The following is a 26,310-nucleotide window of genomic DNA, read 5'->3' as shown; positions in this document are numbered from 1 at the left end:
ACACCATGAAGTCATTCGACCCCTTCGCCATCCGACTGCCGGACACCGCCGCTGACTCTGTTTTCAATCAGGGCAGTGAATTCGCGGCATTGGAGTCGCATCTTCAGGTGCTCAACGAACGGCTCGCGGCCATCGAACACAGCAGTGGTTCAGCCCATGAGCTGGCTGATCTGCGCTTGCAGGTCGCCCGCACCCTGGTCGGTCTGGAGCGCGGCGCCGAGGGCTGGCCGCTGGCACGCATGGCCTTCGATCACTTCATCGAATGGAACCAGTTTGAATCGGCGGCGGATGCCTGTGACGTGCTGTTCCAGTCCGCGCAGCCGGGCGCCGTCGCGGCACTCGGACAGGGCATCTGGATCGCTGTTACCTGCCCCATCGACCCCGAACTGACCATTGAGCTGCTCAACCATGTGATCGACGAGACCCCAGACGATGCCGATGGCGCCGCCGTGGCGGCGACCACCGCGCTGTTTCTGGCCGACGTGCGTGCTGAGGGACGCCATCGCGAGGATCTGATGTTCTTCACCACCCAGTTGCTCGGCACGGTTGCACGTCGGCACAGTCAGATCGAGACGCCTGAGCAGCTCGATCACTGGATGGAGCGATTGGAGTTGAAGGAACCCGAGAAGTTCCTGGTGCGCTTGCGCAATGTCGTCGATGTGCTGGTTCAGGACGACTGGTGGTTCGACCGCGAGGCGCTTCAGCAACGCCTGCCTTATTGAATGATCGAGAGTTGCGATGTTCTGGAACGAAGACGAATCGGCCGACGCCCCTAAACTGCCGGACGACATCCTCGACCTGCTGTTTGCAATCGACTGCAAGCGCCTGCCGGTCGATCATGCCTATGCGCTGTCGCGTGCCGTGCGTGCCCTAGTGCCCTGGTTCGATGAGGAGCCGCATCTGGGGGTGCACAGCATCCATGTCGCTGGATCGCAGAACGGCTGGGAGCGGCCCGAGCACTCACCCGAGGCGCTGATCATGGTCTCACGCCGCACCAGGCTGACGATTCGCGTTCCGAGCGCGCGGGCGGACGATCTGGTCGCGCGGCTCCAGGGGCAGCGGATCGACATCAGTGGTCAGCCACTGACGATCGGCGCGGCCAAGTCGAAGCCCCTGAGCCAGGAGACGACGATCTTCGCGCGCTATGTCGCCGCTGATTCCGACGTCGATGCCGAGGCGTTCAGCGACGAGTCGCGCTTTCTCGAAGCCGCCGCGCAAGCGCTCGGCGCGCTCGACATCCGCGTGCGCAAGGCGCTCTGCGGCAAGGCCACGACGCTGCACACGCCCGATGGCCCGCTCCACACCCGCGCCCTGATGCTCGCCGGACTGACTCGCGAGGAGTCGATTCGGCTCCAGCGCGAGGGACTCGGGCCGCATCGTGCGCTCGGCTGTGGTCTCTTCATCCCGCACAAGGGCATAGATCCGGTGAAGAGTCCGACCTGAATCACGTGCTCGTGAGACGCACAGCCAACTTCAAACCAGCGTCTCCGGCGCCGCGATCAGCGCCATACGCACCAGCTCGGCCAGCGACTCAGCACGCATCTTTTCCATCACTCGCGCGCGATGCGCCTCGACCGTCTTGGCGCTGACACCGAGCGCGGCGGCGATCTCTTTGTTGGATTGCCCGTCCGTGACCATGGCCATGACCTCGTGCTCGCGCGGGGTCAGTTCGGCCAGACGCATGGCGATGTCGGCACGCGCCGAACGGCTCGCGCGCGTCTTCTGATCGTACTCCAGCGCGTTGCGGATACTGCGCAACAGATCCTCGTCATGAAAGGGCTTTTCGATGAAATCCATGGCACCGGCCTTCATGGCACGCACCGCCATGGCCACATCGCCATGCCCGGTAATGAGGATGACCGGAATCCGGAAGCCTTCGCGTGCCATATAGGCTTGCAGCTCCAGACCGCTCATGCCCGGCATCCGCACGTCCAGCAGCAGACAGCCGGCGCGGCCCGGATAGTAGTCGGCCAGGAACGCATCGGCCGAATCATAGGTCTTGACCGACATCCCGGTCGATTCAATCAGCCATTGCAGCGAGGTGCGCATGGCCTGATCGTCATCGACGATGAATACAGTGGCGTTGGCGGTAACTTCAGCAATCATGGATGGATCTTCAGGTTTCCAGCGCGTCGGCCCGCGCGCTCGCCTCGTCCGCGCTGGACGACACGAGCGGCAGGCGCAGATGAAAGGTCGAACCCTGTCCCAGCACGGATTCGGCCCAGATACGTCCCTCGTGATTTTCGACGATGGTCTGGCTGATGGCCAGTCCCATCCCCATGCCGCCCTCCTTGGTGGTCACGAAGGGGTCGAACAGTCCCTGGAGCCGCTCGGATTCGATGCCCGGCCCGCTGTCCTCGACCTTGACCTGCGCCCAGTCGTTCTCAGTCATAGTGCGGATCAGGAGTCGACGCTCCGGCTCTGGCCGCTCTTCCAGGGCATCGAGCGCATTGCCGACCAGATTGAGCAACACCTGTTCGACCTGGACCAGATCGACACAGACCGGGATCGCATCGGCGCTCAGCTCCAGCTCGATCATCACCCCGACCCGGCTGGTCTCGAATTCCAGGAAGGAGCAGACCTCACGCACCAGATGATTGAGATCGGCCTCGGCGCGCGCCGGCGGCTGCTTGCCGACCAGAGCACGCAATCGCTTGATGATCTCGCTGGCGCGCTTGGCCTGGGCGGTGATCTGATTCATGGCCCCGACCAGCTCGCCGGGCTGTCCCTGACCGCTTTGCAGACGCCGGGTGCAACCGTTGGCATAGTTGACGATGGCTGAGAGTGGCTGATTGAGTTCATGCGCCATGCCGGTGGCCACCTCGCCCATGGTGCTCAACCGGCAGACATGCACCAGCTCGGCCTGATGCTGACGCGCTTCCTGCTCGGCACGGCGCACGGCCGTGATGTCGCGCGCATACAGATTGACATAACCGAGATCGCGAATCGGCGCCAGCAGCAGCGAATAGACCTGTCCACCAACCTCAAGTTCACGCTCCAGGGGTTGCGACGTCTCCAGTGCGGCCGCGACCACCGCCGCCCAATCCTCGGGCAAGGACTCACCCGGATCGGTGCCCCAGGCGCGCAACAGCGGACGGCCGGCATTATTGGCATAGACGATCAGCCCGTCGGCGGTGACGCGCAGGATCGGATGCGGGCTTTCACTGGCGAAGCGCGCCAGACTCTTGATTTCCTGCTCAGCGCGCTTGCGACTGCTGATGTCATGGATATAGAGCGTAAAGAAGCGTTCGCCGACCCGCTCGATGGGCGCAATCGATATCTCAACCGGGATCTCGCCGCCGTCGTCGCTCAGAGCGATCAGCTCGCCGCGCCCGAGCGGCTCGCGCTGGCGATGGCGCGAGCGGTCGAGCAGGCGCTTGAAGGCGGGCCGAGCCACGTCGGGCAGGAAGCGGTCGCTGAAGACGGCGCCGAGCGCAAAGGGGCGCCCCACACCGAACAACCGCTCGGCGGCCGGATTGTATTCGATCACCCGCCCGCTATGGTCGAGGGTGACGATGGCATCGAGCGACGCCTCCATCATCGCCGCCTTGAGCGCCTCGCTCTCGCGCATCGCCGCCTGATGGCGCTGGCTCATCTCCTCGCGTGCCTTGAGCACCAGCTGGGTGAAGTGCTGAATCCAGTCCTCCAGCAACACCAGTTGATTGCCACCGCGCTGAAAGCCCGGCTCGGGGATGCCGAGCGCACGCTGCGAAAAGCGGGTCATGCGCTTGAGGACTTTGTTCAGACGCGAGGAGACCAGATAAATCAACCCCGTGAACACGATCACGAAAACGGCGGCGGCATAGAAGCGCTGGCGACGCTCGAAGATGCGCACGTGACGCGACATGCGCTCGACGCGCGACTGAGGCACCAGGGTCGCAAACAGCAGGTTGGAGTCTGAACCCTCGTATTCGGGCAGCGACTGCGACGTGATGACATGGGTCTCGCTCCAGTCGCTCAGGAACGAGTCGATGGGGATGAGACCTGGATCGAGACTGGCGAGCAGACGCTGATCGTCGCTGTCGACCAGGGCCACCGAGGCGCGCCCGACATCGACGCCGCGTTGCGAAGCGGCCAGGAAGGTCGCGTCGACCGGGATCAGCACCAGCAGATAGCCCATGTGATAACCGCCGGCATCCTCGGCCGCATCGCTCGTGATCAGATAGAGCTGCTCGCCGAGACGATCGATGACAGTGCGGATGTCGTGACGGTCGAGCAACTGGGTCGGCACCTGAGTGGCCATCTCGACGGGCACAGGATCAGTGCCAGGCTGGAAGATCTCGCGCACCCGGCCCTGTGGATCGGTCAAGAGCACATAGCTGGGCGGTGTGAGCGCATCGCGCTCGAAGAAGTCCGGCAGCCACTGTGGACGAAAATCCTTGTAGACGACCGGATCGATACGCTCGTCGTCGGACCAGAACAGGGGTTCGAGATATTCCGAGAGCTTGCGGTAGTTGGCGAGCAAGCGCGTGGTGGCGGCATAGCTGGAGAGATAGCGGTCGAAGCGGATCAGACTCTCGCGCGCGCGCAGTTCGAGCTGAACCTGGAGTTCCTGGCCGAAGATCTTGTCGACCTGGCGCGTCTGGATCTGGTCGAGCACAGTCCAGATGACGATCCCTGTGGCCAAACCGACGACGATCGCGATCCAGGGCATCGGTACCCGTCGCAAAAGCCTGAAGAGAAATGGTTTAATACTCATCTTTGAATCGCGTCGGTGATGGCGTGCTGTGGGTCGGATGCGTCCAGACTCACGCGCGGCGCCGTGCTTATTCCGGGCGCGGTTCGATCAGCCCTGGCGGCCTCGCCCGAGGCCAATTCACTCAACCCTTTTGGATCGATACAGAAGACCATGTCATTCGACCTCTCGAACGCTCAGAAGCCCTCCGTCCTTCGCCGTCTCGGCGCGCTCTTCTACGATGCGCTGCTGCTGCTGGCCGTGCTGATGGTCGCCAACGCCATCATCGTCATCCCCTACGAAGTGATCAACGGCCATCCGGTCTATGAGAGCTTCATTCCTCTGACCCTGATGCGACTCTATCTGATTGGCGTGGTCGGCGCCTTCTATGTCTATTTCTGGACCCACGGCGGACAGACGCTGGGCATGAAGGCGTGGCGCATCCAGGTCATCGCTCAGGATGGCGAGCCCGTCGGCTTCAATGCCGCCGTCAAGCGCTTCGTCTGGTCGATCCTGAGCCTGATTCCGGCGGGTCTGGGTCTGTGGTGGAGTCTGTTCAACCGCCAGGGTCTGGCCTGGCACGACAGCCGGTCGAACACCCGCGTCGTGCTGCTGCCAAAGAGCGCTTGAGTTCAAGCACTGCTGGGTACGCACGGCGTACCCTGCATCACCCCAGCCGCCTGATCAGAAGTGCCGCCGTGCCGATGAACAGCGCCGGCGGAGCAATGGCGGCCAAAAACGCGTTCATCCCAAACAGCAGCGCCAGATAGGCGAAGGTGCGACTGACCAGATAGTAAACCAGGCCGACCAGGATGCCGGCCAGCATCCGCCGTCCCATCCCCGTGCTGCGCGAGGAACCCAGCAGCATCGGAATGGCGATCAGGATCATCGACAGTGTCAGCACCGGATGCAGCACCTTGCCCCAGAACGCGATCTCGTAGGCGCTGGCGTCCTGTTTGTTGACGGACATGAAGCGGATGTATTTGTAGAGTCCCCACACCGGCAGCGCACGCGGATCGGCCACCACCACCTTGAGCAACCCTGGATCGAGCATCGAATCCCATTCGGCCTGTTCGATGCGCTCGACCTTTACGCCCTCACGATCGGCGCGACTGAGCGCAATTCCCTCCAACTGCCAGTGTCCATCCTCATAGCGCGCCCCTTCGGCATGACTGGCCTCCAGCGTGCCCTTGGCGGCGTCCACGCGATAGATATAGATATCGCGCAAACTGGTCCCGGAACGGATCTCGCGGATGTTGACATAGGCCCCATCGTCGATCGCCCAGAAGCCGTAGGGCGTCAACTGCGCCACATCGCCCGAGAGCGCCTGGCGCCTGAGTTCGACGCCGCGCTGTTCGGCGATGGGCGCGACCAGCTCGCCGAGCACCACGGCCATCGTCGCCAGCACCAGTCCGCCGAGCAGCGCCGCGCGTACCAACTGCCCCACCGAGATCCCGGCGGCGCGCATGGCGACCAGTTCCGAGCGGCTGGCCAGCGTCCCCAGACCGATGAGCGCACCGATCAGGGTCGCGATCGGAAACAGCTGATAGAGATAACGCGGCAGACTCAGCAGCGTGAATAGCAGGGCCTCGCTCAGACCATAGCCCTCGGTGCCGATGGCGTCGAACTCGTCCGACAGGATGAAAACGCCCATCAGCGGCAGCAGCCCACCAAGCGTCAGCAGCGTGCCGCCCATCACCGCCCAGGCCAGATAACGATCCAGAATCCGCATGAAACCGCGTCCAGGTTGATTGTTCAGGACGGCACTGCATACCACGCCGGACGCGACTTGACCATTTTCTGTAAACTTCGGGCTTTCGCCTCGCGACCGATTCTCAGGAGCCGACGATGGAATTCAAGATCAAAACCGGCGATCTCGCCACCCACAAGACCCCCTGTCTGGTACTCGGGATCTTCGAGAAACGCAAGCTCTCGGGAGCGGCCGAGCGCATCGATGAGGCCAGCGACGGGCGTCTGAGCGCACTCCTGAAGAAGGGTGACATCGAGGGCGAGGCCGGTCAGACGCTGATGCTCTACGAGCTGCCTGGTGTGGCGGCCGAGCGCGTACTCCTGATCGGGCTGGGCAAGAAGAAGGACTATACCCGTGCCAACTATCGCAAGGCGCTCGCGGCGGCGACGATGTGGCTGCAACAAAGCGGCGCCGGCGAGGCCACCTTGGCGATGCCCGACAGTCTGCCGTGCGCGCTCGATCTCTATACCAGCGCGCGCGACGCCGTGGTCACGATCGAGGATAAAGTCTATCGCTACAGCCACACCAAGGACGACAAGCACGCGCCCAAGACGCCGCTCAAGCGCCTGAATCTCTGGATCGGCAAGAAATCCGAAACAGCCAACGTCGAGCGGGCCGCGCGTCACGGTCAGGCGATGGCCGAGGGCATCCGGCAGGCGCGCGAACTCGGCAACCTGCCCGGCAATATCTGCACCCCGAGCTATCTGGCCGAGCAGGCGCGCGCGCTCGGCAATCAGTATCCCAAGCTCGAAGTCGAGGTGCTGGAAGAAGACCAGATGGCTGAGCTGGGCATGGGCGCCCTGCTCTCGGTCTCGCGCGGCAGCCGCCAGCCGGCCAAGCTGATTGTGATGCACTATCGCGGCGCGCCCAAGGAGACCAAGCCCGTGGTGCTGGTCGGCAAGGGCCTGACCTTCGATGCCGGCGGCATCTCGATCAAGCCAGCCGCCGAGATGGACGAGATGAAGTACGACATGGCCGGCGGAGCCGCCGTCATCGGCGCCCTGCGCGCGGCCTGCGAACTGGAGCTGCCGATCCATCTGATCGGCGTGGTCCCGGCCTCCGAGAACCTGCCTGACGGCGAGGCCAACAAGCCGGGCGACATCGTCACCAGTCTTTCGGGCCAGACCATCGAGATCCTCAACACCGACGCTGAGGGACGACTCATCCTCTGCGATGCGCTGACCTATTGCGAGCGCTTCGAACCTGAGATCGTCGTCGACCTGGCCACACTGACCGGCGCCTGCGTGGTCGCGCTCGGCAAGCATCCGGCCGGGCTGTTCACCAGCGACGACCGGCTCGCCGCAGAACTCCTGGCCGCCGGCGAGGCGGCGGGCGATCGCGCCTGGCGTCTGCCGCTGTGGGAGGAGTATCAGAGCCAGCTCGACAGCAACTTCGCCGATATGGCCAACATCGGCGGACGCGACGGCGGGGCCATCACGGCCGCCTGCTTTCTCTCGCGCTTCACCAAGAAGTATCGTTGGGCGCATCTGGACATCGCCGGCATCACCTGGTTGAGCGGCAAGGAGAAGGGTGGCACCGGACGCCCGGTGGCGTTGCTCACACAATGGTTGTTGGAGCGCGCCGGACACGGCTAGCCCCTGGCAGGCTGGCCATCGTCGACCCTGACCGGCGGCCCAGTGACCGCCGGTCGTCATCGCAATTCATCTGAGACGACCCGATCGCATGAACGACACCGTCAAATATCTGCTCGACGAGCAGCACCTGCCCCGCTTCTGGTACAACATCAACGCCGATCTGCCCAAGCCGCTCGATCCGGTGCTGCATCCGGGCACCCAGCAGCCGATCTCGCCCGAGGAGCTGGAAGTCATCTTCCCGCGCGGCGTCATCGAGCAGGAGATGAGCACCGAGCGCGAGATCGAAATTCCCGAGCCGGTCCGTGAGGTCTGGCGTCAGTGGCGCCCCTCGCCGCTCTATCGCGCGCGCCGTCTGGAACAGGCGCTCCAGACCCCGGCCAAGATCTTCTACAAGTACGAGGGCGTCAGCCCCGCCGGCAGTCACAAGGCCAACTCGGCCATCGCCCAGGCGTTCTACAACAAGGCCGAGGGTGTGAAGCGCATCACCACCGAGACCGGCGCCGGTCAGTGGGGTTCGTCGCTCTCGCTTGCCGGCTCCATGTTCGGCATCGAGATCCTGGTCTACATGGTCAAGGTCAGCTTCAACCAGAAGCCCTATCGGCGTGCCTTCATGGAGGCCTTTGGCGCCAAGTGTATCGCCAGCCCCAGTGACACCACCGAATCGGGCCGCGCCGTGCTCGCCGAGCATCCCGACAGCACCGGCAGTCTGGGCATCGCGATCAGCGAGGCGGTGGAGCTGGCCGCGCAGCGCGAGGACACCAAGTACGCCCTCGGCAGCGTGCTCAACCATGTGCTCCTGCACCAGACCGTGATCGGACTGGAGGCCATGCAGCAACTGGAGATGGCCGACGCCTACCCCGACATGGTCATCGGTTGCACCGGCGGCGGCAGCAACTTCGCCGGCATCGCCTTCCCCTTCCTCGGCGAGCAGTTGCGCGGCGGGCGCCAGGTCGAATGCATTGCGGTCGAACCCTCGGCCTGCCCGACGCTCACCAAGGGCCAGTTCGCCTATGACTTCGGCGACACGGCGCATCTCACGCCGCTGTGCAAGATGTTCACCCTGGGGTCGAGCTTCGTGCCGCCCGGCTTCCACGCCGGCGGACTGCGCTATCACGGCATGGCGCCGCAGGTCAGCCATCTGGCCGCACTCGGTCTCATTGCCCCGCGTTCCTACAACCAGCTCGACTGCTTCGCCGCTGGTCTCCAGTTCGCCAAGGCCGAGGGCATCATCCCAGCGCCCGAGGCCAACCACGCGGTGCGAGCGGTCATTCACGAGGCTGAAAAGTGCCGCGAGACCGGCGAGGCCAAGACCATCCTCTTCAACCTCAGCGGTCACGGCCACTTCGACATGCAGGCCTATACCGATTACTTGGGCGGCAAACTCCAGGATCTGGACTATGCCGAGAACGAGGTTGCCATGGCGCTGGCCGGGCTGCCGTCCATCGGCTGACAGGCTGCCGCCCTGATTGTGTGTCGACTTGGAGCGAGGACATCCCGGATGCGGTATCGGTCATCGAGACGCGAATCCACGGCGTGGAGTCGAGAATTCTGGATACTCCTGATCGTACTGGCCGGGATGCCTGTCGGGTTGGCGCTGGCCTCGGAGCCAGCGCCCGACGCTGAGCCTGAGACAGCGACATCACAGGCAACAGCCGCGGAAGGGGCGGCGGCCACACCCGAGCCGTCGCACCAACGGTTCGACGAACTCCAGCAGCGCGTTGAGGGCATGGAGGGCAAGCTGCGCGAGTCGGCACACGCGCGCAAAAGCGCCGATCAGGCACGGATGGAGGCCGAGCGTCGGCTGGCTGAGGCCATGCAGACGCTCGAAGCACTACGCGCGAACCAAGCCGATCTGGAACAGCGTCTGAGCAACTGCGAGTCAGCCAGGACGCAGCTTGACGAGGCGTTGCAACAGCACAATGCGGCCAGCAAGATGCTCTACCGCGTTCGCCCCGGCGACAGCCTGGCCTTGATCAGTCTGCGTGTCTATGGCCGCAGTGACCAATGGCAGCGGATCTTCGAAGCCAATCGTCACCAGCTTGCTAACCCCGATCGCCTGACGCCCGGCATGACGCTCGTCATCCCCTGAAGGCGCGTCCGGCTCAGGGCTCCTTGTCGCCCTTGAGCATCGCCATGACGGCTGACAGCTCCTCGCTGGCTTCGGCGATCACGTCGACCGTGTCATCGGTGGCCGGAAAACCCAGCCCGAGCTTGTAGTAGGCCGGCACCTCGTCGTAGCGCGGCAGCGGACCGCGCGACTCGGACTGATTGAGCCGATAGAGCCGCGCGATCCGCACGATGTCGCCATAGTCCGGCATGTCCTTGTCGTCGCGGTACCAGTCGCCCGAATAGCGCACGATTTCGGTGATCTCCGGTCCCAGCCCCCAGTAACCGACCACCAGCTCCCCGACCATACGGTGCAGCTTGATGATCGCCGCCTCCAGTTCGTCCTCGCCGACCTGAATCTCATGGCGGCTGACATAGTCGAGGATGGGAATTACGCCCACGTCATGCACCAATCCGGCCAGCATCGCGTGCTCAGGATTGAATTTCGGACAATGGCGCGCGATCACATAGCTCAGCGCCGAGATGTGGACACTGCGGTTCCAGGCCGCTTTCATGCGGTGCTTCATGATCGGCGACTTAGCGCGGAACAACTGCTGCATCGACAGGCTCATGACCGCCGAGCGCGTGATTTCCATGCCGAGCCGGATGATGGCGTTGCGCACGTCCGGGATGCTATTCACGCCGCGATAGACGACGCTGTTGGCCAGCCGGATCAGGCCGCCGGTGACGGCTTGATCGACCTGGACGATGCGTGCCAGCCGCGCCGAAGTAATGTTGGGATCCTTCATCGCGTCCTGAATCGCCCGGGCCACCTTGGGCAGCGTGGGCAGGGCCAGCTTGTCCTGCTTGCAGGCCCGATAGAGCGCACCGAGCAGCGCCCCCTCGGCGTCGCTGAGATCCAGCTCCTCCAGCGAGCCGGGCACGGCCGGACGTTGCTGGCCGCTGAGGCTCTCGTAGAGCTGACGATCGAGCCGCAACAGCTCGGAATCGGCCATGAACACCGCCTGATCGAGCAACTGGTGCTCGGAGAAGATCGGCTGACAGGCGCGACGACTACCGGCCTGGATGACCTCCTTGGTCTCGCCCCGGATCAGGCAGACTTGCCCAGCCAGCAGATAGCCGATCCAGGGATGCTCCTGGACGGCGGTGATCCGTTTGCCGGCCGGCACGTCGGCGATCTGGCCGCTTTCAGCCAGACGCGCACGCTGGTCCTTGTCCAGATCATGGACGGGCGTGAGATCGTCCAGGGTCGAGTTGGTCAGGATCTGGGGCATAATGGTCTCTCTTCGCCGTTTACCACATTCATACGGAATCCATGGCTCAATATATCTACACGATGAACCGGGTTGGCAAGGTCGTGCCGCCCAAACGTGTCATTCTGCGCGATATCTCGCTGTCCTTTTTCCCCGGCGCCAAGATCGGCGTGCTCGGTCTCAATGGTTCGGGCAAGTCCTCGCTGCTCCGCATCATGGCGGGCATCGATACCGAGATCGAGGGCGAGGCGCGCCCGCAGCCCGGCATCAATGTCGGCTATCTGCCGCAGGAACCGCAGCTCGACCCGACCAAGGACGTGCGCGGTAATGTCGAGGAGGCGCTCGGTCATATCAAAGCGGCGCTGGAGCGGCTCGACGCTGTCTATGCCGCCTATGCCGAGCCGGACGCCGATTTCGACGCGCTCGCCAAGGAACAGGGCGAACTCGAAAATCTGATCGAGGCCACCGACGGCCATAATCTCGACCGCACCCTGGAAGTCGCGGCTGATGCCCTGCGTCTGCCGCCCTGGGACGCCGATGTCACCAAGCTCTCTGGTGGTGAGCGCCGGCGCGTGGCGCTGTGCAAACTGCTGCTGTCCAAGCCCGACATGCTATTGCTCGACGAGCCGACCAACCATCTCGACGCCGAATCCGTTGCCTGGCTGGAGCGCTTCCTGCACGAGTATCCGGGCACCGTAGTGGCCGTCACCCACGATCGCTACTTCCTCGACAATGTCGCCGGCTGGATTCTGGAGCTCGACCGCGGTCACGGCATCCCCTGGGAGGGCAACTATTCCTCCTGGCTCGATCAGAAGGAACAGCGTCTGGAGCTGGAGCAGAAGCAGGAGCAGGCCCGCATCAAGGCCATGAAGCAGGAGCTGGAGTGGGTGCGCACCAACCCCAAGGGCCGTCAAGCCAAGAGCAAGGCGCGTCTGGCGCGCTTCGACGAGCTGCAATCGCAGGAATTCCAGTCCCGCAACGAGACCAACGAGATCTATATTCCGCCGGGTCCGCGTCTCGGCGATCTGGTCATCGAGGCTGTGGGTTTGAAGAAGGCCTATGGCGACAATCTGCTCTATGAGAACCTGTCGTTCAATCTGCCCAAGGGCGGCATCGTCGGCATCATCGGTCCCAATGGCGCGGGCAAGACCACGCTGTTCCGGCTGCTGACCGGACGCGAGCAGCCGGATGCCGGCGAACTGCGCATCGGCGAGACGGTCGAGATCGCCTATGTCGACCAGAGCCGCGATGCGCTCAACGACGACAAGACCATCTGGGAAGAGATCTCGGACGGGTCAGACATCATCAGTGTCGGGCGTTACGAGATGCCCTCGCGTGCTTATTGCGGGCGCTTCAACTTCAAGGGCACGGATCAGCAAAAGCGCATCGGCGATCTGTCGGGCGGTGAGCGCAACCGGGTGCATCTGGCCAAGGTGCTCAAGCGTGGCGGCAATTTGCTGCTGCTCGACGAGCCGACCAATGATCTGGATGTCGAGACCCTGCGGGCGCTGGAAGAGGCGCTGCTGGTGTTCCCCGGCTGTGCGGTGGTCATCAGCCATGATCGCTGGTTCCTCGACCGTGTCGCCACCCATATCCTGGCCTTTGAGGGCGATTCAGAGGTGGTCTGGTTCGAGGGCAACTATGCCGACTATGAGGCTGACCGCCATCGCCGTCTCGGCACCGAGGCCGATCAGCCGCATCGCTTGAAGTATCGGCGGTTGTCGGCCTAATCGGGGCGCGTCCAGTCGGTCTCAATGCAAAAAGACTGGGCGCGTGCTTTTCAATGACATTTGATTTCACTGTTGCTGCACGCTTGCGCGGGCTTCCAGGTCGATAATTGCCTCAGATCCAACAAACGCCGAATGTCGGCCTGGACTTGTAGAGAGGTTGATATGAACAATCGATCCAATCTCGTTCGTTGGCTGGGTGCATTCACGCTCAGCGTCTGTCTCGTCCCGCTCGCCATGGCTCAAACGCCGGCGACTCCCCAAGCCGGCGGGGGTCCAGGCGGTGGCATGGGACGCGGCATGGGCTGGCAGGCTCCCGCGTTCGCCGAGTTCGATCTGGACGGCAACGGCGTCCTGACCGAAACCGAGTTCTACCAGGCACGGGGGCAACGCATCGCTGAACGTTCGCAACAGGGCTATGCCATGCGCGGTCTGGCCAATGCGCCCGAATTCAGCGCGATCGACCGCAACGGCGATGGACAGGTCGATGCGACCGAATTCGCCTCGGCCCAGGCCCAGCATCGTCAGCAGCGGTTCCAGACGCCTTGATCGCTGGAGCGCTCGCTCGGCGGCCATTCTGACTCACTCGATCAGCAATGTATTCACCGCCGCCACCGAGCGCGCCAGGATCTCGGCGCGGCGTTGTTCCGCACCCTGGGGGTCTGGCTCGCACAGCGCGCGGCAGAGCCAGTCAGTCGGGGCTTCAAAGTCGCAGTGACTGGCCCCGGCGATGCGCTCGATACTGACCTGTTGCGCCGCCGCTAGTGTGGCCAGGCCATTGTTGTCGGCATTGCAGGATGCCGGTTCGCCGAACAGCCCGATGATGGGCCGGTCGAGTCCCTGCACCATGAGACGCCCCAGCTCCTGGGCATCGACCAGATCCAGCGTCAGCACGCCGAGCGTGCGCGCATCGTTGCGCGCCGCCACCAGCGCCGCCAGTCCGCCCGCCGAAAAACCGGCATAGACCCGACGTTGCGCTCCCAGTCGATCAGCAACCGCGATCAGATCGAAGCCATTGCGCGCATGATTACCACGCCAGGGTTTGGTATTGCAGAAATCGACCGTCACCACTGAAATCCCCGATTCAGCCAGCGCCCGTGCCAGACCGTCGAGCCGCGCCTTATTGCGCAGAAAGCCATGCGCCAGCACCACCAGCTCGCCCGGCCTAGCCGATGCTGGACGATACCAGGCATAGTCCAGGGCGCAGCCGGTCGCCGACCGGGCCTGACCCCGGTCGATCCGCACGCCTGGAGCCACGCCCGCCGCAAGCGGCCGGCTCGGTCGCGACGCAGACGCCGGGTCAGACGTCGTCTGCATGACACCGCCGAAACAGCCAGCCAGCACCAGACAAGCGACCCAGACCGCTGTAAACTTCGATTGACAAGGCATCGTCAAGCCTATTTGACAGTGAGGCTGCCGTCTCGGCCAACACCAGCGCAAGGCGCTGGCAGGCTGTGAACAGTTCGCCCATGGATGCCGCCCACTCCGAGCGACCTCGTGATTCACGAAAGAGGTAATTGAGACGATGGACTCCGCGATCAACTCTCCAGACAAGCCTTCGACACGCGGCCCGGTGCTGCCCGCTGCCGTCGACGCCCCGCGCCATGACCTCCAGACCAGCGGCGGACGTGTCCACTATTACGCCGACACTCAGGCCAGCGGGCGTCCGCTGGTTCTGATCCACAGCATCAACGCCGCGCCCAGCGTGCTGGAAATGAAGCCGCTGTTTACGCATTTCCGTGCCAGCCGTCCGGTCTATGCGCTCGACCTGCCCGGCTTCGGGCACTCCGAGCGCGCCAAGCGCCGTTATTCACCCGAACTCTTCGCCAAGGTCATCGGCGAATTTCTGGCCGAAGTGGTCAAGGAACCGGCCGATCTGATCGCCTACTCGCTCGGCTGTGAGTTCGCCGCCATCGTGGCGGCTGATGCGCCGGAGCGCGTGACCTCATTGACGCTGCTCTCGCCGACCGGCTTCAACACCCGCGGACTGCCGACCGGCGCCGCCGCCGAGCGCGCACATAAGTTCCTGAGCATCCCCGGACTCAGCGACGGTCTCTACAGCCTGCTGACCACCCGCACCAGCATCAAGTATTTCTACAATCAGGTCTTCGCCGGTGCGACCCCGCCCGAGCTGATCGACTACGCCTATGCCACCACGCATCAGCCGGGCGCCAAGATCGCACCGCTCTATTTTCTCTCCGGGCAGCTTTTCACACCCCGCGCCTGCGACACGCTCTACGACCGGGTGAGCCAGCCGGTACTGGCACTTTACGATAAAGATCCCAATATCGACTTCCATGAGCTGCCGGACTTCCTCAGCCGCCATGCCAACTGGCGCGCCGAGCGCCTGACGCCGACCAATGGCATGCCGCACTGGGAGAAGCCCGCCGAGACCGTCGCCGCGATCGAGCGTTTCTGGGCATCGCTCGGCTAGGAGCGTGCCGCGCGATCCGACATAGCGCCTCATGTCTTGACTCAGGAGGCGCGGGAACCTGCGAGGGTATTCGCGCATCCCATGGAGTCCATTTCATTCCCCTGCCCCGCCACGACTCGACTCATGCTGCAATCGCTCCAAGTCCTCGATCAGCTCAAGGCCCGACTGCGCGAGACCCTCGGTCTGCTACCGCTCGCGCGTGGTACCGGCCCCGTCTCGCTGATCCTTGAACTCCCGCATCCGCTGGCCAGCGCGCCCGATCTCGACGGACCGCGCTTTCATTTCGCGCACAATCATCGTGGTGACCTGCGCGCCGGCTATGGCATCGCCGGCGAGTGGCGCGCGCAAGGACCGGAGCGTCTGAGCGACCTGCGGCGCGTTGGCCGGTCGCTACGCGACACCTGGCTGCAATACGATCCGGACGAGACCGGTTTCAGCGGCTTCGGGATGCTTGGTTTTGCCGCCACGCCCGAGACACCTGCGGCGAGTGACGACCTGCCCAATGCGCTCCTGTGGCTGCCGGAGCTGGCACTGATCGCGCATGGCGGGCAGTCAGCCCTGGTGCTGACGACTGAGCGCCCTGCGGCGCGCGAGACCGTGCTGGCGCGCTGGGAGGATTGGCTCGACCGACTGGTGCCACTGCTCGACCGTCCGGCGCTCGATCCGCTGACCTCGGCCCATCTCGAACCCCTGAGCAGCACACCGGATCGCGACGACTGGCGGACGCTGGTATTGAACGCGCTCGACGAGATCGAAAACGAGCGGCTCGAAAAGGTCGTCGTCTGCCGCCGTCAGCGGCTCCAGGGGCATCGGCATTTCGATCTCGATCGGCTCAACGCCGCCTTGAGCTATCTGTTTCCGTCCTGCCAGGTGATCAACATCCGCCGCCATGCCGCCAGCTTCGTCGCGGCCACGCCCGAACGGCTGTTTACCCAGCGCCGTGACCGCGTCGAGGCCGATGCGCTGGCCGGCACGGCCTGCCGCGCCGAGGACAGCGAACGCGATGCCGAGATCACGCTCGGACTCCAGACCTGCGAGAAGAATCTGCGCGAGCATCGCGTCGTGGTCGAGGCGGTGCGCGAGGCGCTGGGACAGTGCTGTCGCCGTCTGGAACCGACCGAGGAGCCGCGCATTCTCCAGCTCAACAATGCCCAGCATCTCTGGACCCGCCTGCGCGGCGAGCTGCATCCAGAGGTCGATGTGTTCGAGCTGGCCGAGCGGCTGCATCCAACGCCGGCGACCAACGGTCAGCCCCGCCGCGAGGCGCGCGACTGGCTGAACGTCAACGAGCCGCTCGAACGCGGCTGGTACACGGGTGCAGCGGGCATCTTCGAGCCGGATCTGACGGGCGAACTCTGGGTGCTGCTGCGCTGTGCGCACATCCTCGACCGCACGGCTGATCTCTATGCCGGGGCCGGTATCGTCGCCGGCTCCGATCCGGTGAGCGAGTGGCGGGAGACTGAGCACAAGCTCGCGGCCATGTCGACGGCCTTGCAGTTTGCATGAGCGACCACGGCTGTCTGAATCTGTGCTGGGCGCTGGCACTGCTCGATGGACTGGTCGCAGGCGGAATGCGGCATCTGGTGCTCTCGCCCGGATCGCGCTCCACGCCCTTGGTACTGGCGGCTCAGCGTCAAGCAGCACTGACCGTCACGCCGGTCCTCGACGAGCGCAGTGCGGCGTTTTTCGCGCTGGGTGTGGCGCGTGCGTCTGGCCGTCCAGTTGGACTGCTCTGCACTTCGGGGAGCGCGCTGGCTCACTGGTTCCCGGCGGTCATCGAAGCCTCGGAATCCGGGATTCCGCTGGTGCTGCTCTCGGCCGACCGTCCGCCCGAACTGCGCGGCTGGGGCGCGAACCAGACCATCGATCAGACCCGCTTCTTCGGCGTGCATGTGCGTGCCTTCCATGATCCAGGTCCGCCTGAAGCCGGGCCGGCGGCCTCGAAATTGATGCGGGCACTGGGTCGGCGTGCCGCCGCCGAGAGCCTGGGCGACTGGCCGGGACCGGTGCATCTGAACCTGCCCTTTCGCGAACCACTGGTTCCGGGGCCGGATTGCGTGGCCGAGAGTACGTCGGGCACGGTTGAACCTCTCGATATCCAGGTTCAGGCACCTGCGACGCGGATTTCGGCCGCGTTGCCCAGACTCGCGGGTCGCGGCCTGATCTGCGGCGGACCGGGCGACTGGACGGCAGATGGCGCGGATGCACTCTGGCAGTTGGCCGCGCGGCTCGGCGTGCCTGTGCTGTGCGATCCGCTCTCGGGCTTGCGTTTTGGTTCAGCCTCGTCACATCGCCTCACCCACTACGACAGTCTGCTGCGTCATCCAGCGACCGCCGCCGCGCTCAAGCCGGATTGGGTGCTGCGCTTCGGACGCTCACCCGTCTCCAAGACGCTGCTCGGCTGGCTGGCGGATGTTCCGACCATCCTGGTCGACGCGGGACGTAGCTGGAGCGATCCAAATCATGACGTTCGATTCAAGATCGATGCCGATCCCGCCGCGTTCTGTGCCTGGTTTGCTGATGCGAACCTGAAGCTTGGCACGCCGGACCCTGATTGGATCGCGCGCTGGCTCCAGGCCGAACGCCGCCTGGAGCGCTTCGCGGCGGACTATCTCGATCAGGCGCCCTGGTGCGAGGGGCATCTGATCCGCGATCTCATTGCCCAGCTGCCTGAGGGCGAAGGATTGCTGTGCGCTAACTCCATGCCGATTCGTCAGTTCGATACCTGGTCGGGTCAGCGCTCCCAGCCGCTGCGTATTTTCGGCAATCGCGGTGCCAGTGGCATCGACGGTCAGACCTCGACGCTGGCCGGACTCAACGCCGGTGGTACACCGACCACGGCGCTGCTCGGTGATCTGTCCTTCCTGCACGATCTCAGCGGACTGCTGGAACTGCGTGCGCTCCAACGGCCCTGCATCGTCATCAACAACGGCGGCGGGCGAATCTTTGACTATCTGCCTCAGCATGGACTGCCCGGATTCGAGCGGCTGTGGCGCACGCCGATGGCGGTCGATCTGGGCACGCTGGCTCACACCTTCGGGCTAGCGCATCGTCAGGTGTCCGATGGCGCTGGGTTCCGGCAGGCCCTGGCTGAGTCCATGCAGGCGGGGCAGTCTGCCGGACTGATTGAGGTCGTCATCGATGCCGATCTGAGCCGACAGATCCATCGCGACTTCTGGCAGGCGGTCAGCAGGCTTCGTAACGATCCCTGACCGTTAGGCGGTGCTCAGCATCATCGGGCAGTAGGCACTCCGGCGAAAATGGCTTAATGTATCTACATTGAAGATACATCGAGACACCATCATGCAGATTCTAGTCAAGAAATGGGGCAACAGTGCTTCAGTACGTATCCCAGCGTCCATCATGCAGGCCGCGCATTTGAACTTAGACGATGCTGTCGACATACGCGCTGAAAACGGTCTGATCGTCATCGAACCGATCCGTTCCAAAATCTATGATCTCGACGAACTGCTAGCGGGCATCACTCCGGAGAACCGGCACGAGGAGGTGGATTTCGGGCCAGCCGTCGGCCAGGAAGCGTTTTGATGGCACCTTATGTTCCCGATTCAGGTGACATCGTGTGGCTGCAATTCAATCCACAGGCCGGACACGAACAAGCCGGACATCGTCCAGCACTGGTGCTCAGTCCCGCGACCTACAACGGCAAGACCGGTCTGATGCTGTGCTGCCCCATGACGTCCCAGATCAAAGGCTATCCGTTCGAAGTGCTGATTGCAGGTCAGGCGCCAAGCGCAGTGCTCGCCGATCAGGTCAAGAGCCTGGATTGGGTGGCGCGCAAGGCGGTTCACAAAGGCCAGGCCAGTGCCGCTGAACTCGACGAGGTTCGCACCAAGGCGTTAGCCTTGATTGGTTCTGGTCGTTGAAATTCCGCCGTCAACCCGTCACCGATCCTGGACGCTTTGCGGCTAAAATGACGCCTTCCGTTTCCATGTATAGCGAGGCAATCACAGGTGGCGTCAGAGAACTTGCAACCAACCGCGAATCGACCCGAGACCGACTCGCGTCCCATCCACTGGGAGGCTCCCTCGGACGCCCGCTATCAGGACATCCTCTACCATCAGGCCGAGCACATCGCCAAAATCACCATCAACCGGCCCGAGGTGCGCAACGCCTTCCGCCCGCAGACGGTGCGCGAGCTGATCGACGCCTTCCACCGCGCCCACATGGACCCCGAGATCGGCGTCATCATCCTCACCGGTGCGGGTGATCTGGCCTTCTGCTCGGGCGGCGATCAGCGTATCCGCGGTCACGAGGGCTACAAGGACGAGGCCGGCGTCGAGCACCTGAACGTGCTGGAACTGCAACGCCAGATCCGCACCCTGCCCAAGCCGGTGGTGGCGATGGTCGCCGGCTATGCGATCGGCGGCGGGCATGTGCTGCATCTGATCTGCGATCTCAGCATCGCCGCCGACAATGCGCGCTTCGGCCAGACCGGACCGCGTGTCGGCAGCTTCGATGCCGGTTTCGGCGCCGGACTCATGGCGCGCACCGTGGGCCTGAAAAAGGCCAAGGAGATCTGGTTTCTGTGCCGTCAGTACGACGCCCAGGAAGCGCTCGACATGGGGCTGGTCAACACAGTCGTGCCGCTCGCCGAGCTGGAAACGGTGACGGTCGACTGGTGCCGTCAGATGAACCGTCTGTCGCCAACCGCGCTGCGGGTGCTCAAATCCGCTTTCAACGCTGACACCGACGGTCTGGCCGGCATCCAGGAACTGGCCGGCAACGCCACGGCACTGTTCTACACCACCGAGGAAGGCCAGGAAGGTCGCAATGCCTTCCTCGACAAGCGCGCGCCAGACTTCAGCCGCTTTCCACGGCGGCCTTGAGCGGCATTGATGCCAATACTTCACGCCTCGCGCCCTGACGCCATGTCTGAGCAACTGACTCCGTCCCCAATGGCCCGCTGGCTCCTGGCCGCGCGCCCCAAAACGCTGCCATTGACGCTATCGCCGGTGATCGCCGGCCTCGCGCTGGCCATCGCCACGACCGGCACCCTGGCCTTCTGGACGGCGCTGGCCACCCTGCTGGCGGCGGTGGCGATCCAGATCGGCACCAATCTGCACAATGACGCCGCCGACTTCGAGCGCGGCACCGATACGGATGAACGCCTCGGCCCGCCGCGTGCCACGGCGCAAGGCTGGCTGACCGCGCGGCAGGTCAAGAACGCCGCGCATGGCATGTTTGCGCTGGCCTTTGTGCTCGGGCTGACGCTGCTGGTGCGCGGCGGCTGGCCGATCCTGCTGGTCGGCCTAGCCTCGCTGGCCGCCGGCTATGCCTATACCAGTGGTCCGCGTCCAATCGCTTACGGCCCCTTTGGTGAGGTCTATGCGCTGCTCTTCTTCGGCGTGGCCGCGGTGGGCGGTACCTATTATTTGCAAACGCTCACGCTCGACGGCTCGGCGCTGATCGCCGGGGCGGCGCTCGGCTGTCTGGCCTCGGCGGTGCTGCTGATCAACAACTATCGCGATCTCGAAACCGACACCGCCGCCGGGCGGCGCACGCTGTGCCGCGTACTCGGACGCGAGCGGGCCAGGGTGCTCTATGCGCTGCTGCTGCTCCTGCCAATCCCGCTGCTGATGCGACTCGATCCGCTGCATGTTTCCTGGCCGCTGCTCGCCGCCCTGCCGCCGGCGGCGTTCCTGATCTGGCGGCTGTGGCGCGGCGCCCTGGGGCCGGCACTCAATGCGCAACTGGCGCGCACGGCGCAGTATCAGGCACTGCTGGTCGGCCTGCTGATCCTGAGCCTGCTGCTGCCCGGCGCGGCGTGATCGAGCGTGCTGGATGCCGGCCCTATGATTTGCCGCTATGCCGTGCCTGGGGCAGCGCGCGCGGCGGGTTCGCACGGCGGCGCGGCTGGTTGGTCTGGGTCGAGGCCGATGGACTGAGTGGCTACGGCGATTGCGCCCCGCTCCCGGCCGCCGGGACCGAGACCTACGAAGCCGCCGGCGCGATGCTCGAACAGCTCATCGCGCGCCTGCACGGACAGGCGGTCGAAACGTTGTTGGCAACGCTGGATGCGGAGAGCGATACGGCCACAACTCCAGCCGCGCGCTTCGCTCTGGACTGTGCCCTGGCCGATCTCGCCAGCCGTCGTCGGGGTCTGAGCCTGCGCCATTGGCTCGCGTCCGAGGCGGTCGACCGTCTTGCCGTCAATGCCATGCTCGGCACGCTTGGCGCGGTAGACCACGAAGCTCTGCGCCTCAGTCGTGAGCAAGGCTTTCGGGTGCTCAAGCTCAAGGTTGGGGTCGAGACGCCGACGTCCGATCTGGAATCGCTGATCGCGTTGGTCCAGCATCAGTCCGTCGGCCTGGATGTCAGTCTGCGCCTGGACGCCAATGGCGCCTGGCGCTTCGATCAGGCGTGCTGGTTTATCGAGCGATTGGCGCGACTTCGGCTGCCGATCGAGTCGATCGAGGAACCGCTGGCCGAGCCGACACCTGAGCGACTGGCCGAGCTGCAAGCCCTCGCCCCCTGCGCGCTGGCGTTGGATGAATCACTGCCGACCCGCTTTGCCACGCTCGATCCCACTGAACTCGGTGTGCGACGCCTGGTGCTCAAGCCTGCCGCGCTCGGCGGTCTGCGCCGCACACTGGCGCTGGCATGCCACGCCCAGGCTGCCGGGATCGAGGTGGTCGTGACCAGTCTGGTCGAGAGCGCCGCCGGACTCTGGCCCACGGCGCAACTGGCCGGAGCCATCGCCAGTCCCATTCCGCAAGGACTGGCCACGGCCGATTGGCTCGCTGCTGACCTGGGCCAAGCGCCCCGGCCACAGGGCGGCTGGCTCGACCTACCCGATCGGCCTGGTTCGGGATTCGTGTCCACGCGTGTTTGACGAAGCGTCGCTATTCAGTCAGCGTCGACATAGTAGATCCAGGCATCCTGATCGACCTGGAGATCGATGAGGCTGCCATTGCGCACGTCGAGATGGACATAGATCGGCTCACCGGCCTGCACCATGAGGCCATAGCCGGACGGAAAGGTGATAGTGGTATTGGTGATGTTGGAACCGACATAGGTGCTGCCCGAGGTCGAGCCATAGTCAAACAGTCCGGGGCCGGCATATTTTGCGCGGAAGATGCAGCCCTTGGAATCGTCCCCGGCGCACTGGTACATCTCGGGCCGCGTGCTCAGCTCGATGTCGGTATAGAGGTCGATATCGGCCTGCTCGGCAACCGAGACGGAAAGAATGGCGATGGCCTTCTTCGGCGTCCAGGAACCGGCACGGTCCTTGTGGCAGGTCTCGCCGCGCTTGCAGAGACCGGTGGTGGCCTTGATGACCGCGACCTTCAGCGGCTCGATGTCATCGGCACGCAGTGCGGCAGTTGGGGCCAGCGTGCTCAGGAGGATAGCGGCGATCAGCGGACGCGCGCGCGAGGTGTTCAGGGACATGGTCGATCCTTATCGAGTCGCAACAGAAACGGACGAAGCACCAAGCCTCACCCGGATGACATGGTGGCCAAGACCGGCGGGCAGCACGGCACGCGCCACGCCCGCCTGGATGGTCAGGGGTTCGCTATCGAGCGTGGCGGCAACCACGGACCCGCCGCCGTCGCTATTATCCACCTGGATCTCACATTCGGTCACGCCATCGGGCAGGCGGTAGCGGAGGCGAAAGCCCGGCCAGTCCGCCGGAATGCAAGGCCGGATCAGCAGCTCGCGCCCATTCTCGACCCGCAGACCCAGAACGGATTCGAGCGCGACTCGATACCACCAGCCCGCTGAGCCGGTGTACCAGCTCCAACCGCCACGCCCAACATGCGGCGGTGCGCCATAGATGTCGGCAGCGACCACATAGGGTTCGAGCCGGTAGCGCTGGACGTCCTCGGGCGTGCGGCTGTGGCTGATCGGACTCAGCCGCGCCAGCCAGGACGCGGCCTGTTCGCGCCGCCCCAGCTCGGCCAGAGCCGCGACCGTCCAGCAGGCGGCATGGGTGTATTGGCCGCCATTCTCGCGTACTCCGGCAACATAGCCCTTGATGTAACCGGGATCATGGACGGTATCGACGAAGGGCGGTGTCAGCAGCCGGATCAACTGGTCCGACTCGCTGGCCAGATGACGCTCCAGGGCGTCCAGTGCCTGCTCGGCGCGTGCGCGCGGCACCGCGCCGGAGAGTACCGCCCAGGACTGCGCCAGCGCATCGATGCGGCATTCCGCGTCGGCCGCCGAACCGAGCGGTGTGCCGTCATCGTAATAGGCACGGCGGTACCAGTCGCCATCCCAGCCGCTGATCTCCAGAGCACGTTCGAGTGTGGCCTGATAGGCGCGATAGCGGTCGATGCGGGTCTGATCGCCGCGCCGCTCGCACAGCGGCAGGAAGTCGCTCAGCACGCGATAAAGAAAAAATCCCATCCAGACGCTCTCGCCGCGTCCCTCACGCCCGACACGGTTCATACCGTCGTTCCAGTCGCCGGTGCCCATGAGCGGCAGACCGTGCGCGCCGCATGTCAGCGAGCGGTCGATAGCGCGGCAGCCGTGGTCGTAGAGATCGCCCGATTCGCCGCTGAGTTCAGGCGCCAGATAGTCCTCGTCCTGCCCCGGTGCCAGCTCGGGCGCGGTCAGATAGGGCCGGCGCTCGTCGAGCACGCCGACATCGCCCGTCACCCGGACATAGTGCGCGGTGACGAAGGGCAGCCAGAGCAGATCGTCGGAGAAGCGCGTGCGCAGTCCGCGTTCGAGCGGCGCTGGATGCCACCAGTGCAGCACATCGCCCTCGACGAACTGATGCGCGGCGTGCAGCAGGATCTGGGCGCGCGTGATCTCGGGGCGGATGGCAGCCAGCGCGGCGGCGTCCTGGAGCTGGTCTCGATAGCCGTAAGCGCCGCCGGATTGATAGAACGCCGAGCGCGCCCAGATGCGGCAGCCGAGATTCTGGTAGAGCAGCCAGCCGTTGAGCATCCGATCAATGGCTGGCTCGGGCGTCTCAACCTGGACGCGCGAGACCAGATCGTCCCAGAAGGCGACCGCCTCATCGAAGGCCGCGCCGATGGCGGACGGATCGGCATAACGTCGTCGCAGGTCGCTCAACGCTGATTCGCTCATCGCCTCGCCGAGCAGCCAGTCGCAGACGAGCGTGGCGCCCGGTTCGAGGCTCACCAGCCGTCGTTGCGCGAAGCAGGGATCAAGCACCGCACCCTGCCGACCGTCGAGCCGCTGGCCAGGTTCCAGAGCCACGGGGTCGCTGAGATCGCGATGACGGCCGATGACGGACAGACGGTCGGTGCTGTCATCGCGCTCGATGACTGCACCGCCCGAGACCACGACAGCGGCAAAAGCGATGCCGCCGGCGAAGTCGCCCGCGCCCGGATTGGTCGCGCGCAACAGACCGGATTCAGGCTCGATCGCCGTGACGATGGCGCTGGCCGCTGACGGCTGCTGCCCCATGACCAGACGCTGATAGCCCAGCAGCGACAGCCGCCGCGCGCCGGCGCCGAGATTGGTCAAACGCATGCGCAGGACGCGCAGTGGATCATGACGCGGCACAAAGAGCGTCGTTTCCTGATCCAGACCGGCATACTGAAGCGAGACGCGCGTAAAACCCAGCCCATGCGTCACCCGATAGTCGGCGGGCGCCGGGCGCGGCCCAGGCAGCGGCGACCAGGACTCACCCGTGGCCTCGTCGCGCACATAGAGCGCCTCGCCAGGCGGATCGCTGACCGGATCGTTCGACCAGGGCGTGAGCCGGTTGGACTGACTGTTGCGCGACCAGGTGTAACCGGCCCCGGACTCGCTCACCAGACAACCGAAGTCGGGATTGGCGATGACGTTGATCCAGGGCTGAGGCGGGCGGCGATGCCCCTTGCCGACCTGATACGGCAGCGGGATCTCGTAACACCGTCCATCGGCGGAAAAGCCCCCGTAGCCATTGAAGCATTCTAGATCTGGAGCCGATTCAGTCGCGTCGACCTCTGGCTGAGTCGCGATTTGCAGCCCATCGCCATTGGCGGGCCTCAGCGCCTCCCCCGCCAGGAGCGCCAGCGCCGACTCGCGATCAGAGGCCGCCCCCGTGATCCAGGTCAGCTCGATGCCGGCGCCCGGCTCCAACGCCACCACAGCGCGCAGTGAGAGAATCGGATCGAGCACATTTCCCAGGCTTCCAGACAGCGCAGACGCTTCACGATCTGCACCGAACAGTGCCGCCGGACGCGCCCGACTCCGCCCGCGACCGATGAACGCGGCACGGTCGGTTTCCCATTGCACAGCCTCGGCGCCAAGCAACGCATGGACCATCCAGGGCCAGGATTCACCCTGACCACGCGGGCGTCGGCGGGCGAGCAGCGCCCCGGTCGCCGCATCGCGCTCGGTCTGCACGAAGAGCTTGGCAAACGCCGGATGTGCCGCGTCAGCTTCAGCTGGAAAGAGCACCACTTCCAGATAGCTGGTCAGCTCGATCCGACGCGCACGATCCGAGAGATTGGTCAGCCGCAGACAGCGCCGTTCGAGATCCTGGCTGTCATCCAGACTCAGATCGAGCCGCAGCGCGATCCCCTGATCCTCGCGTTCGAGCCAAAAACGCCCATCCTGCCCGCCAGCGCGATAGACGCGCGGCTCGACCCGCGTCGGCTGATAGCCCAGCGACCAGACTGCACCTGAGTCCAGATCGCGCACATAGAGCAGGCTGCCCAGATCGTCCTCGACGGGATCGGCGCGCCAGCGGGTGAGCGCCAGCCCGTTCCAGCACAACTGACCGGCGCCTGAATCCGTGATCCGGGCTTCGAGCCGTCCATTGCTCAGTTGATGGCTGATCGGCTCAGGTCCGCGTGGATCGGAGAACTGTCGCATGTCGATGAT

At 64.7% G+C, this 26,310-nt stretch carries 23 protein-coding genes; 16 read left to right on the top strand and 7 right to left on the bottom strand.

Features of this window, described 5'->3' with window-relative positions:
• Positions 1-5 precede the first annotated feature (5 nt).
• Together GJ668_RS03205 and cas6 are read left to right on the top strand one after the other, a co-directional pair.
• Entirely contained in the window at positions 6-722 is a 717-nt protein-coding gene (locus GJ668_RS03205; RefSeq protein WP_186342850.1) for a hypothetical protein, read from the top strand.
• Positions 723-738: 16 nt separating this feature from the next.
• Positions 739-1,443 carry a type I-MYXAN CRISPR-associated protein Cas6/Cmx6 gene (cas6, locus tag GJ668_RS03200; protein ID WP_155448679.1) on the top strand — a complete coding sequence of 235 codons (705 nt, stop codon included), beginning with the start codon at positions 739-741 and terminating at the stop codon, positions 1,441-1,443.
• A gap of 30 nt (positions 1,444-1,473) precedes the next feature.
• Here cas6 and GJ668_RS03195 read toward each other — a convergent pair whose 3' ends face one another.
• Positions 1,474-2,106 carry a response regulator transcription factor gene (locus tag GJ668_RS03195; protein WP_155448678.1) on the bottom strand — a complete coding sequence of 211 codons (633 nt, stop codon included), beginning with the start codon at positions 2,104-2,106 and terminating at the stop codon, positions 1,474-1,476.
• Positions 2,107-2,116: 10 nt separating this feature from the next.
• A complete protein-coding gene (locus GJ668_RS03190) occupies positions 2,117-4,699 on the bottom strand; it encodes an ATP-binding protein (protein ID WP_246194611.1) in 2,583 nt (860 codons plus the stop codon).
• A gap of 150 nt (positions 4,700-4,849) precedes the next feature.
• Between GJ668_RS03190 and GJ668_RS03185 the strand changes: the two genes are divergently transcribed.
• The gene (locus GJ668_RS03185) at positions 4,850-5,305 is read left to right on the top strand and encodes an RDD family protein (protein ID WP_155448677.1); all 456 of its coding nucleotides are present in this window, start codon (positions 4,850-4,852) and stop codon (positions 5,303-5,305) included.
• 37 nt (positions 5,306-5,342) lie between these two features.
• On the opposite strand, the gene lptG is transcribed toward GJ668_RS03185, so the two are convergent.
• Positions 5,343-6,407, bottom strand: a complete 1,065-nt coding sequence (gene lptG, locus GJ668_RS03180) for an LPS export ABC transporter permease LptG (protein WP_155448676.1) — start codon at positions 6,405-6,407, stop codon at positions 5,343-5,345.
• 116 nt (positions 6,408-6,523) lie between these two features.
• On the opposite strand from lptG, the gene GJ668_RS03175 reads away from it, so the two are divergent.
• The 3 genes from GJ668_RS03175 to GJ668_RS03165 all read left to right on the top strand — a co-directional run bounded on the left by GJ668_RS03175 (position 6,524) and on the right by GJ668_RS03165 (position 10,109).
• On the top strand, positions 6,524-8,020 hold the full coding sequence (locus GJ668_RS03175; protein ID WP_155448675.1) for a leucyl aminopeptidase: 1,497 nt from the start codon (positions 6,524-6,526) through the stop codon (positions 8,018-8,020).
• Positions 8,021-8,108: 88 nt separating this feature from the next.
• Complete coding sequence (locus tag GJ668_RS03170) at positions 8,109-9,470, top strand: TrpB-like pyridoxal phosphate-dependent enzyme (RefSeq protein ID WP_155448674.1); 1,362 nt, start codon at positions 8,109-8,111, stop codon at positions 9,468-9,470.
• Between the two features lie 48 nt (positions 9,471-9,518).
• The gene (locus GJ668_RS03165) at positions 9,519-10,109 is read left to right on the top strand and encodes a LysM peptidoglycan-binding domain-containing protein (RefSeq protein ID WP_155448673.1); all 591 of its coding nucleotides are present in this window, start codon (positions 9,519-9,521) and stop codon (positions 10,107-10,109) included.
• 13 nt (positions 10,110-10,122) lie between these two features.
• On the opposite strand, the gene GJ668_RS03160 is transcribed toward GJ668_RS03165, so the two are convergent.
• Positions 10,123-11,361 carry an HDOD domain-containing protein gene (locus GJ668_RS03160; protein WP_155448672.1) on the bottom strand — a complete coding sequence of 413 codons (1,239 nt, stop codon included), beginning with the start codon at positions 11,359-11,361 and terminating at the stop codon, positions 10,123-10,125.
• Between the two features lie 41 nt (positions 11,362-11,402).
• On the opposite strand from GJ668_RS03160, the gene ettA reads away from it, so the two are divergent.
• Both ettA and GJ668_RS03150 read left to right on the top strand, forming a co-directional pair.
• The gene (ettA, locus tag GJ668_RS03155; protein WP_155448671.1) at positions 11,403-13,070 is read left to right on the top strand and encodes an energy-dependent translational throttle protein EttA; all 1,668 of its coding nucleotides are present in this window, start codon (positions 11,403-11,405) and stop codon (positions 13,068-13,070) included.
• Positions 13,071-13,232: 162 nt separating this feature from the next.
• Positions 13,233-13,616 (top strand): EF-hand domain-containing protein, encoded by a 384-nt coding sequence (locus tag GJ668_RS03150; RefSeq protein WP_246194610.1) that lies wholly within the window; start codon positions 13,233-13,235, stop codon positions 13,614-13,616.
• A 33-nt stretch (positions 13,617-13,649) separates the two neighbouring features.
• On the opposite strand, the gene GJ668_RS03145 is transcribed toward GJ668_RS03150, so the two are convergent.
• Complete coding sequence (locus tag GJ668_RS03145; protein ID WP_155448669.1) at positions 13,650-14,456, bottom strand: alpha/beta fold hydrolase; 807 nt, start codon at positions 14,454-14,456, stop codon at positions 13,650-13,652.
• Positions 14,457-14,592: 136 nt separating this feature from the next.
• Here GJ668_RS03145 and GJ668_RS03140 point away from each other — a divergent pair, with 136 nt between their 5' ends.
• The 8 genes from GJ668_RS03140 (at position 14,593) to menC (ending at position 22,354) form a co-directional block, all read left to right on the top strand.
• On the top strand, positions 14,593-15,501 hold the full coding sequence (locus tag GJ668_RS03140) for an alpha/beta fold hydrolase (RefSeq protein WP_155448668.1): 909 nt from the start codon (positions 14,593-14,595) through the stop codon (positions 15,499-15,501).
• A 123-nt stretch (positions 15,502-15,624) separates the two neighbouring features.
• Positions 15,625-17,007, top strand: a complete 1,383-nt coding sequence (locus tag GJ668_RS03135) for an isochorismate synthase (protein ID WP_155448667.1) — start codon at positions 15,625-15,627, stop codon at positions 17,005-17,007.
• On the top strand, positions 17,004-18,713 hold the full coding sequence (gene menD / locus GJ668_RS03130) for a 2-succinyl-5-enolpyruvyl-6-hydroxy-3-cyclohexene-1-carboxylic-acid synthase (RefSeq protein WP_155448666.1): 1,710 nt from the start codon (positions 17,004-17,006) through the stop codon (positions 18,711-18,713). The genes GJ668_RS03135 and menD overlap by 4 nt, the downstream gene beginning before the upstream one ends.
• 91 nt (positions 18,714-18,804) lie before the next feature.
• Entirely contained in the window at positions 18,805-19,047 is a 243-nt protein-coding gene (locus GJ668_RS03125; protein WP_155448665.1) for an AbrB/MazE/SpoVT family DNA-binding domain-containing protein, read from the top strand.
• Entirely contained in the window at positions 19,047-19,385 is a 339-nt protein-coding gene (gene mazF, locus GJ668_RS03120; RefSeq protein WP_343032169.1) for an endoribonuclease MazF, read from the top strand. The genes GJ668_RS03125 and mazF overlap by 1 nt, the downstream gene beginning before the upstream one ends.
• A gap of 102 nt (positions 19,386-19,487) precedes the next feature.
• Complete coding sequence (gene menB, locus GJ668_RS03115) at positions 19,488-20,348, top strand: 1,4-dihydroxy-2-naphthoyl-CoA synthase (protein ID WP_155448663.1); 861 nt, start codon at positions 19,488-19,490, stop codon at positions 20,346-20,348.
• A 42-nt stretch (positions 20,349-20,390) separates the two neighbouring features.
• Entirely contained in the window at positions 20,391-21,290 is a 900-nt protein-coding gene (locus tag GJ668_RS03110) for a 1,4-dihydroxy-2-naphthoate polyprenyltransferase (RefSeq protein ID WP_186342861.1), read from the top strand.
• Positions 21,287-22,354, top strand: a complete 1,068-nt coding sequence (gene menC / locus GJ668_RS03105; protein WP_186342849.1) for an o-succinylbenzoate synthase — start codon at positions 21,287-21,289, stop codon at positions 22,352-22,354. The genes GJ668_RS03110 and menC overlap by 4 nt, the downstream gene beginning before the upstream one ends.
• Before the next feature lie 14 nt (positions 22,355-22,368).
• On the opposite strand, the gene GJ668_RS03100 is transcribed toward menC, so the two are convergent.
• Positions 22,369-22,911 carry a hypothetical protein gene (locus GJ668_RS03100; protein ID WP_155448662.1) on the bottom strand — a complete coding sequence of 181 codons (543 nt, stop codon included), beginning with the start codon at positions 22,909-22,911 and terminating at the stop codon, positions 22,369-22,371.
• Between the two features lie 9 nt (positions 22,912-22,920).
• Positions 22,921-26,301: a GH36-type glycosyl hydrolase domain-containing protein gene (locus GJ668_RS03095; RefSeq protein ID WP_155448661.1), complete on the bottom strand. Its 3,381-nt coding sequence runs from the start codon at positions 26,299-26,301 to the stop codon at positions 22,921-22,923.
• Positions 26,302-26,310: the final 9 nt, after the last annotated feature.

This window comes from Allochromatium palmeri, from assembly GCF_009720725.1.
Classification (GTDB): domain Bacteria; phylum Pseudomonadota; class Gammaproteobacteria; order Chromatiales; family Chromatiaceae; genus Thermochromatium; species Thermochromatium palmeri.
Note: the sequence above shows the minus strand (reverse complement) of the source record. Positions and strands in the feature narration are given on the sequence as shown.

Excerpts from the sequence above, each read along its gene's own strand:
- GJ668_RS03205 (WP_186342850.1), top strand. The coding sequence starts at position 6 with ATGAAGTCATTCGACCCCTTCGCCATCCGACTGCCGGACACCGCCGCT.
- cas6 (WP_155448679.1), top strand. The coding sequence starts at position 739 with ATGTTCTGGAACGAAGACGAATCGGCCGACGCCCCTAAACTGCCGGAC.
- GJ668_RS03195 (WP_155448678.1), bottom strand. The coding sequence starts at position 2,106 with ATGATTGCTGAAGTTACCGCCAACGCCACTGTATTCATCGTCGATGAC.
- GJ668_RS03190 (WP_246194611.1), bottom strand. The coding sequence starts at position 4,699 with ATGAGTATTAAACCATTTCTCTTCAGGCTTTTGCGACGGGTACCGATG.
- GJ668_RS03185 (WP_155448677.1), top strand. The coding sequence starts at position 4,850 with ATGTCATTCGACCTCTCGAACGCTCAGAAGCCCTCCGTCCTTCGCCGT.
- lptG (WP_155448676.1), bottom strand. The coding sequence starts at position 6,407 with ATGCGGATTCTGGATCGTTATCTGGCCTGGGCGGTGATGGGCGGCACG.
- GJ668_RS03175 (WP_155448675.1), top strand. The coding sequence starts at position 6,524 with ATGGAATTCAAGATCAAAACCGGCGATCTCGCCACCCACAAGACCCCC.
- GJ668_RS03170 (WP_155448674.1), top strand. The coding sequence starts at position 8,109 with ATGAACGACACCGTCAAATATCTGCTCGACGAGCAGCACCTGCCCCGC.
- GJ668_RS03165 (WP_155448673.1), top strand. The coding sequence starts at position 9,519 with ATGCGGTATCGGTCATCGAGACGCGAATCCACGGCGTGGAGTCGAGAA.
- GJ668_RS03160 (WP_155448672.1), bottom strand. The coding sequence starts at position 11,361 with ATGCCCCAGATCCTGACCAACTCGACCCTGGACGATCTCACGCCCGTC.
- ettA (WP_155448671.1), top strand. The coding sequence starts at position 11,403 with ATGGCTCAATATATCTACACGATGAACCGGGTTGGCAAGGTCGTGCCG.
- GJ668_RS03150 (WP_246194610.1), top strand. The coding sequence starts at position 13,233 with ATGAACAATCGATCCAATCTCGTTCGTTGGCTGGGTGCATTCACGCTC.
- GJ668_RS03145 (WP_155448669.1), bottom strand. The coding sequence starts at position 14,456 with ATGCCTTGTCAATCGAAGTTTACAGCGGTCTGGGTCGCTTGTCTGGTG.
- GJ668_RS03140 (WP_155448668.1), top strand. The coding sequence starts at position 14,593 with ATGGACTCCGCGATCAACTCTCCAGACAAGCCTTCGACACGCGGCCCG.
- GJ668_RS03135 (WP_155448667.1), top strand. The coding sequence starts at position 15,625 with ATGCTGCAATCGCTCCAAGTCCTCGATCAGCTCAAGGCCCGACTGCGC.
- menD (WP_155448666.1), top strand. The coding sequence starts at position 17,004 with ATGAGCGACCACGGCTGTCTGAATCTGTGCTGGGCGCTGGCACTGCTC.
- GJ668_RS03125 (WP_155448665.1), top strand. The coding sequence starts at position 18,805 with ATGCAGATTCTAGTCAAGAAATGGGGCAACAGTGCTTCAGTACGTATC.
- mazF (WP_343032169.1), top strand. The coding sequence starts at position 19,047 with ATGGCACCTTATGTTCCCGATTCAGGTGACATCGTGTGGCTGCAATTC.
- GJ668_RS03110 (WP_186342861.1), top strand. The coding sequence starts at position 20,391 with ATGTCTGAGCAACTGACTCCGTCCCCAATGGCCCGCTGGCTCCTGGCC.
- GJ668_RS03100 (WP_155448662.1), bottom strand. The coding sequence starts at position 22,911 with ATGTCCCTGAACACCTCGCGCGCGCGTCCGCTGATCGCCGCTATCCTC.
- GJ668_RS03095 (WP_155448661.1), bottom strand. The coding sequence starts at position 26,301 with ATGCGACAGTTCTCCGATCCACGCGGACCTGAGCCGATCAGCCATCAA.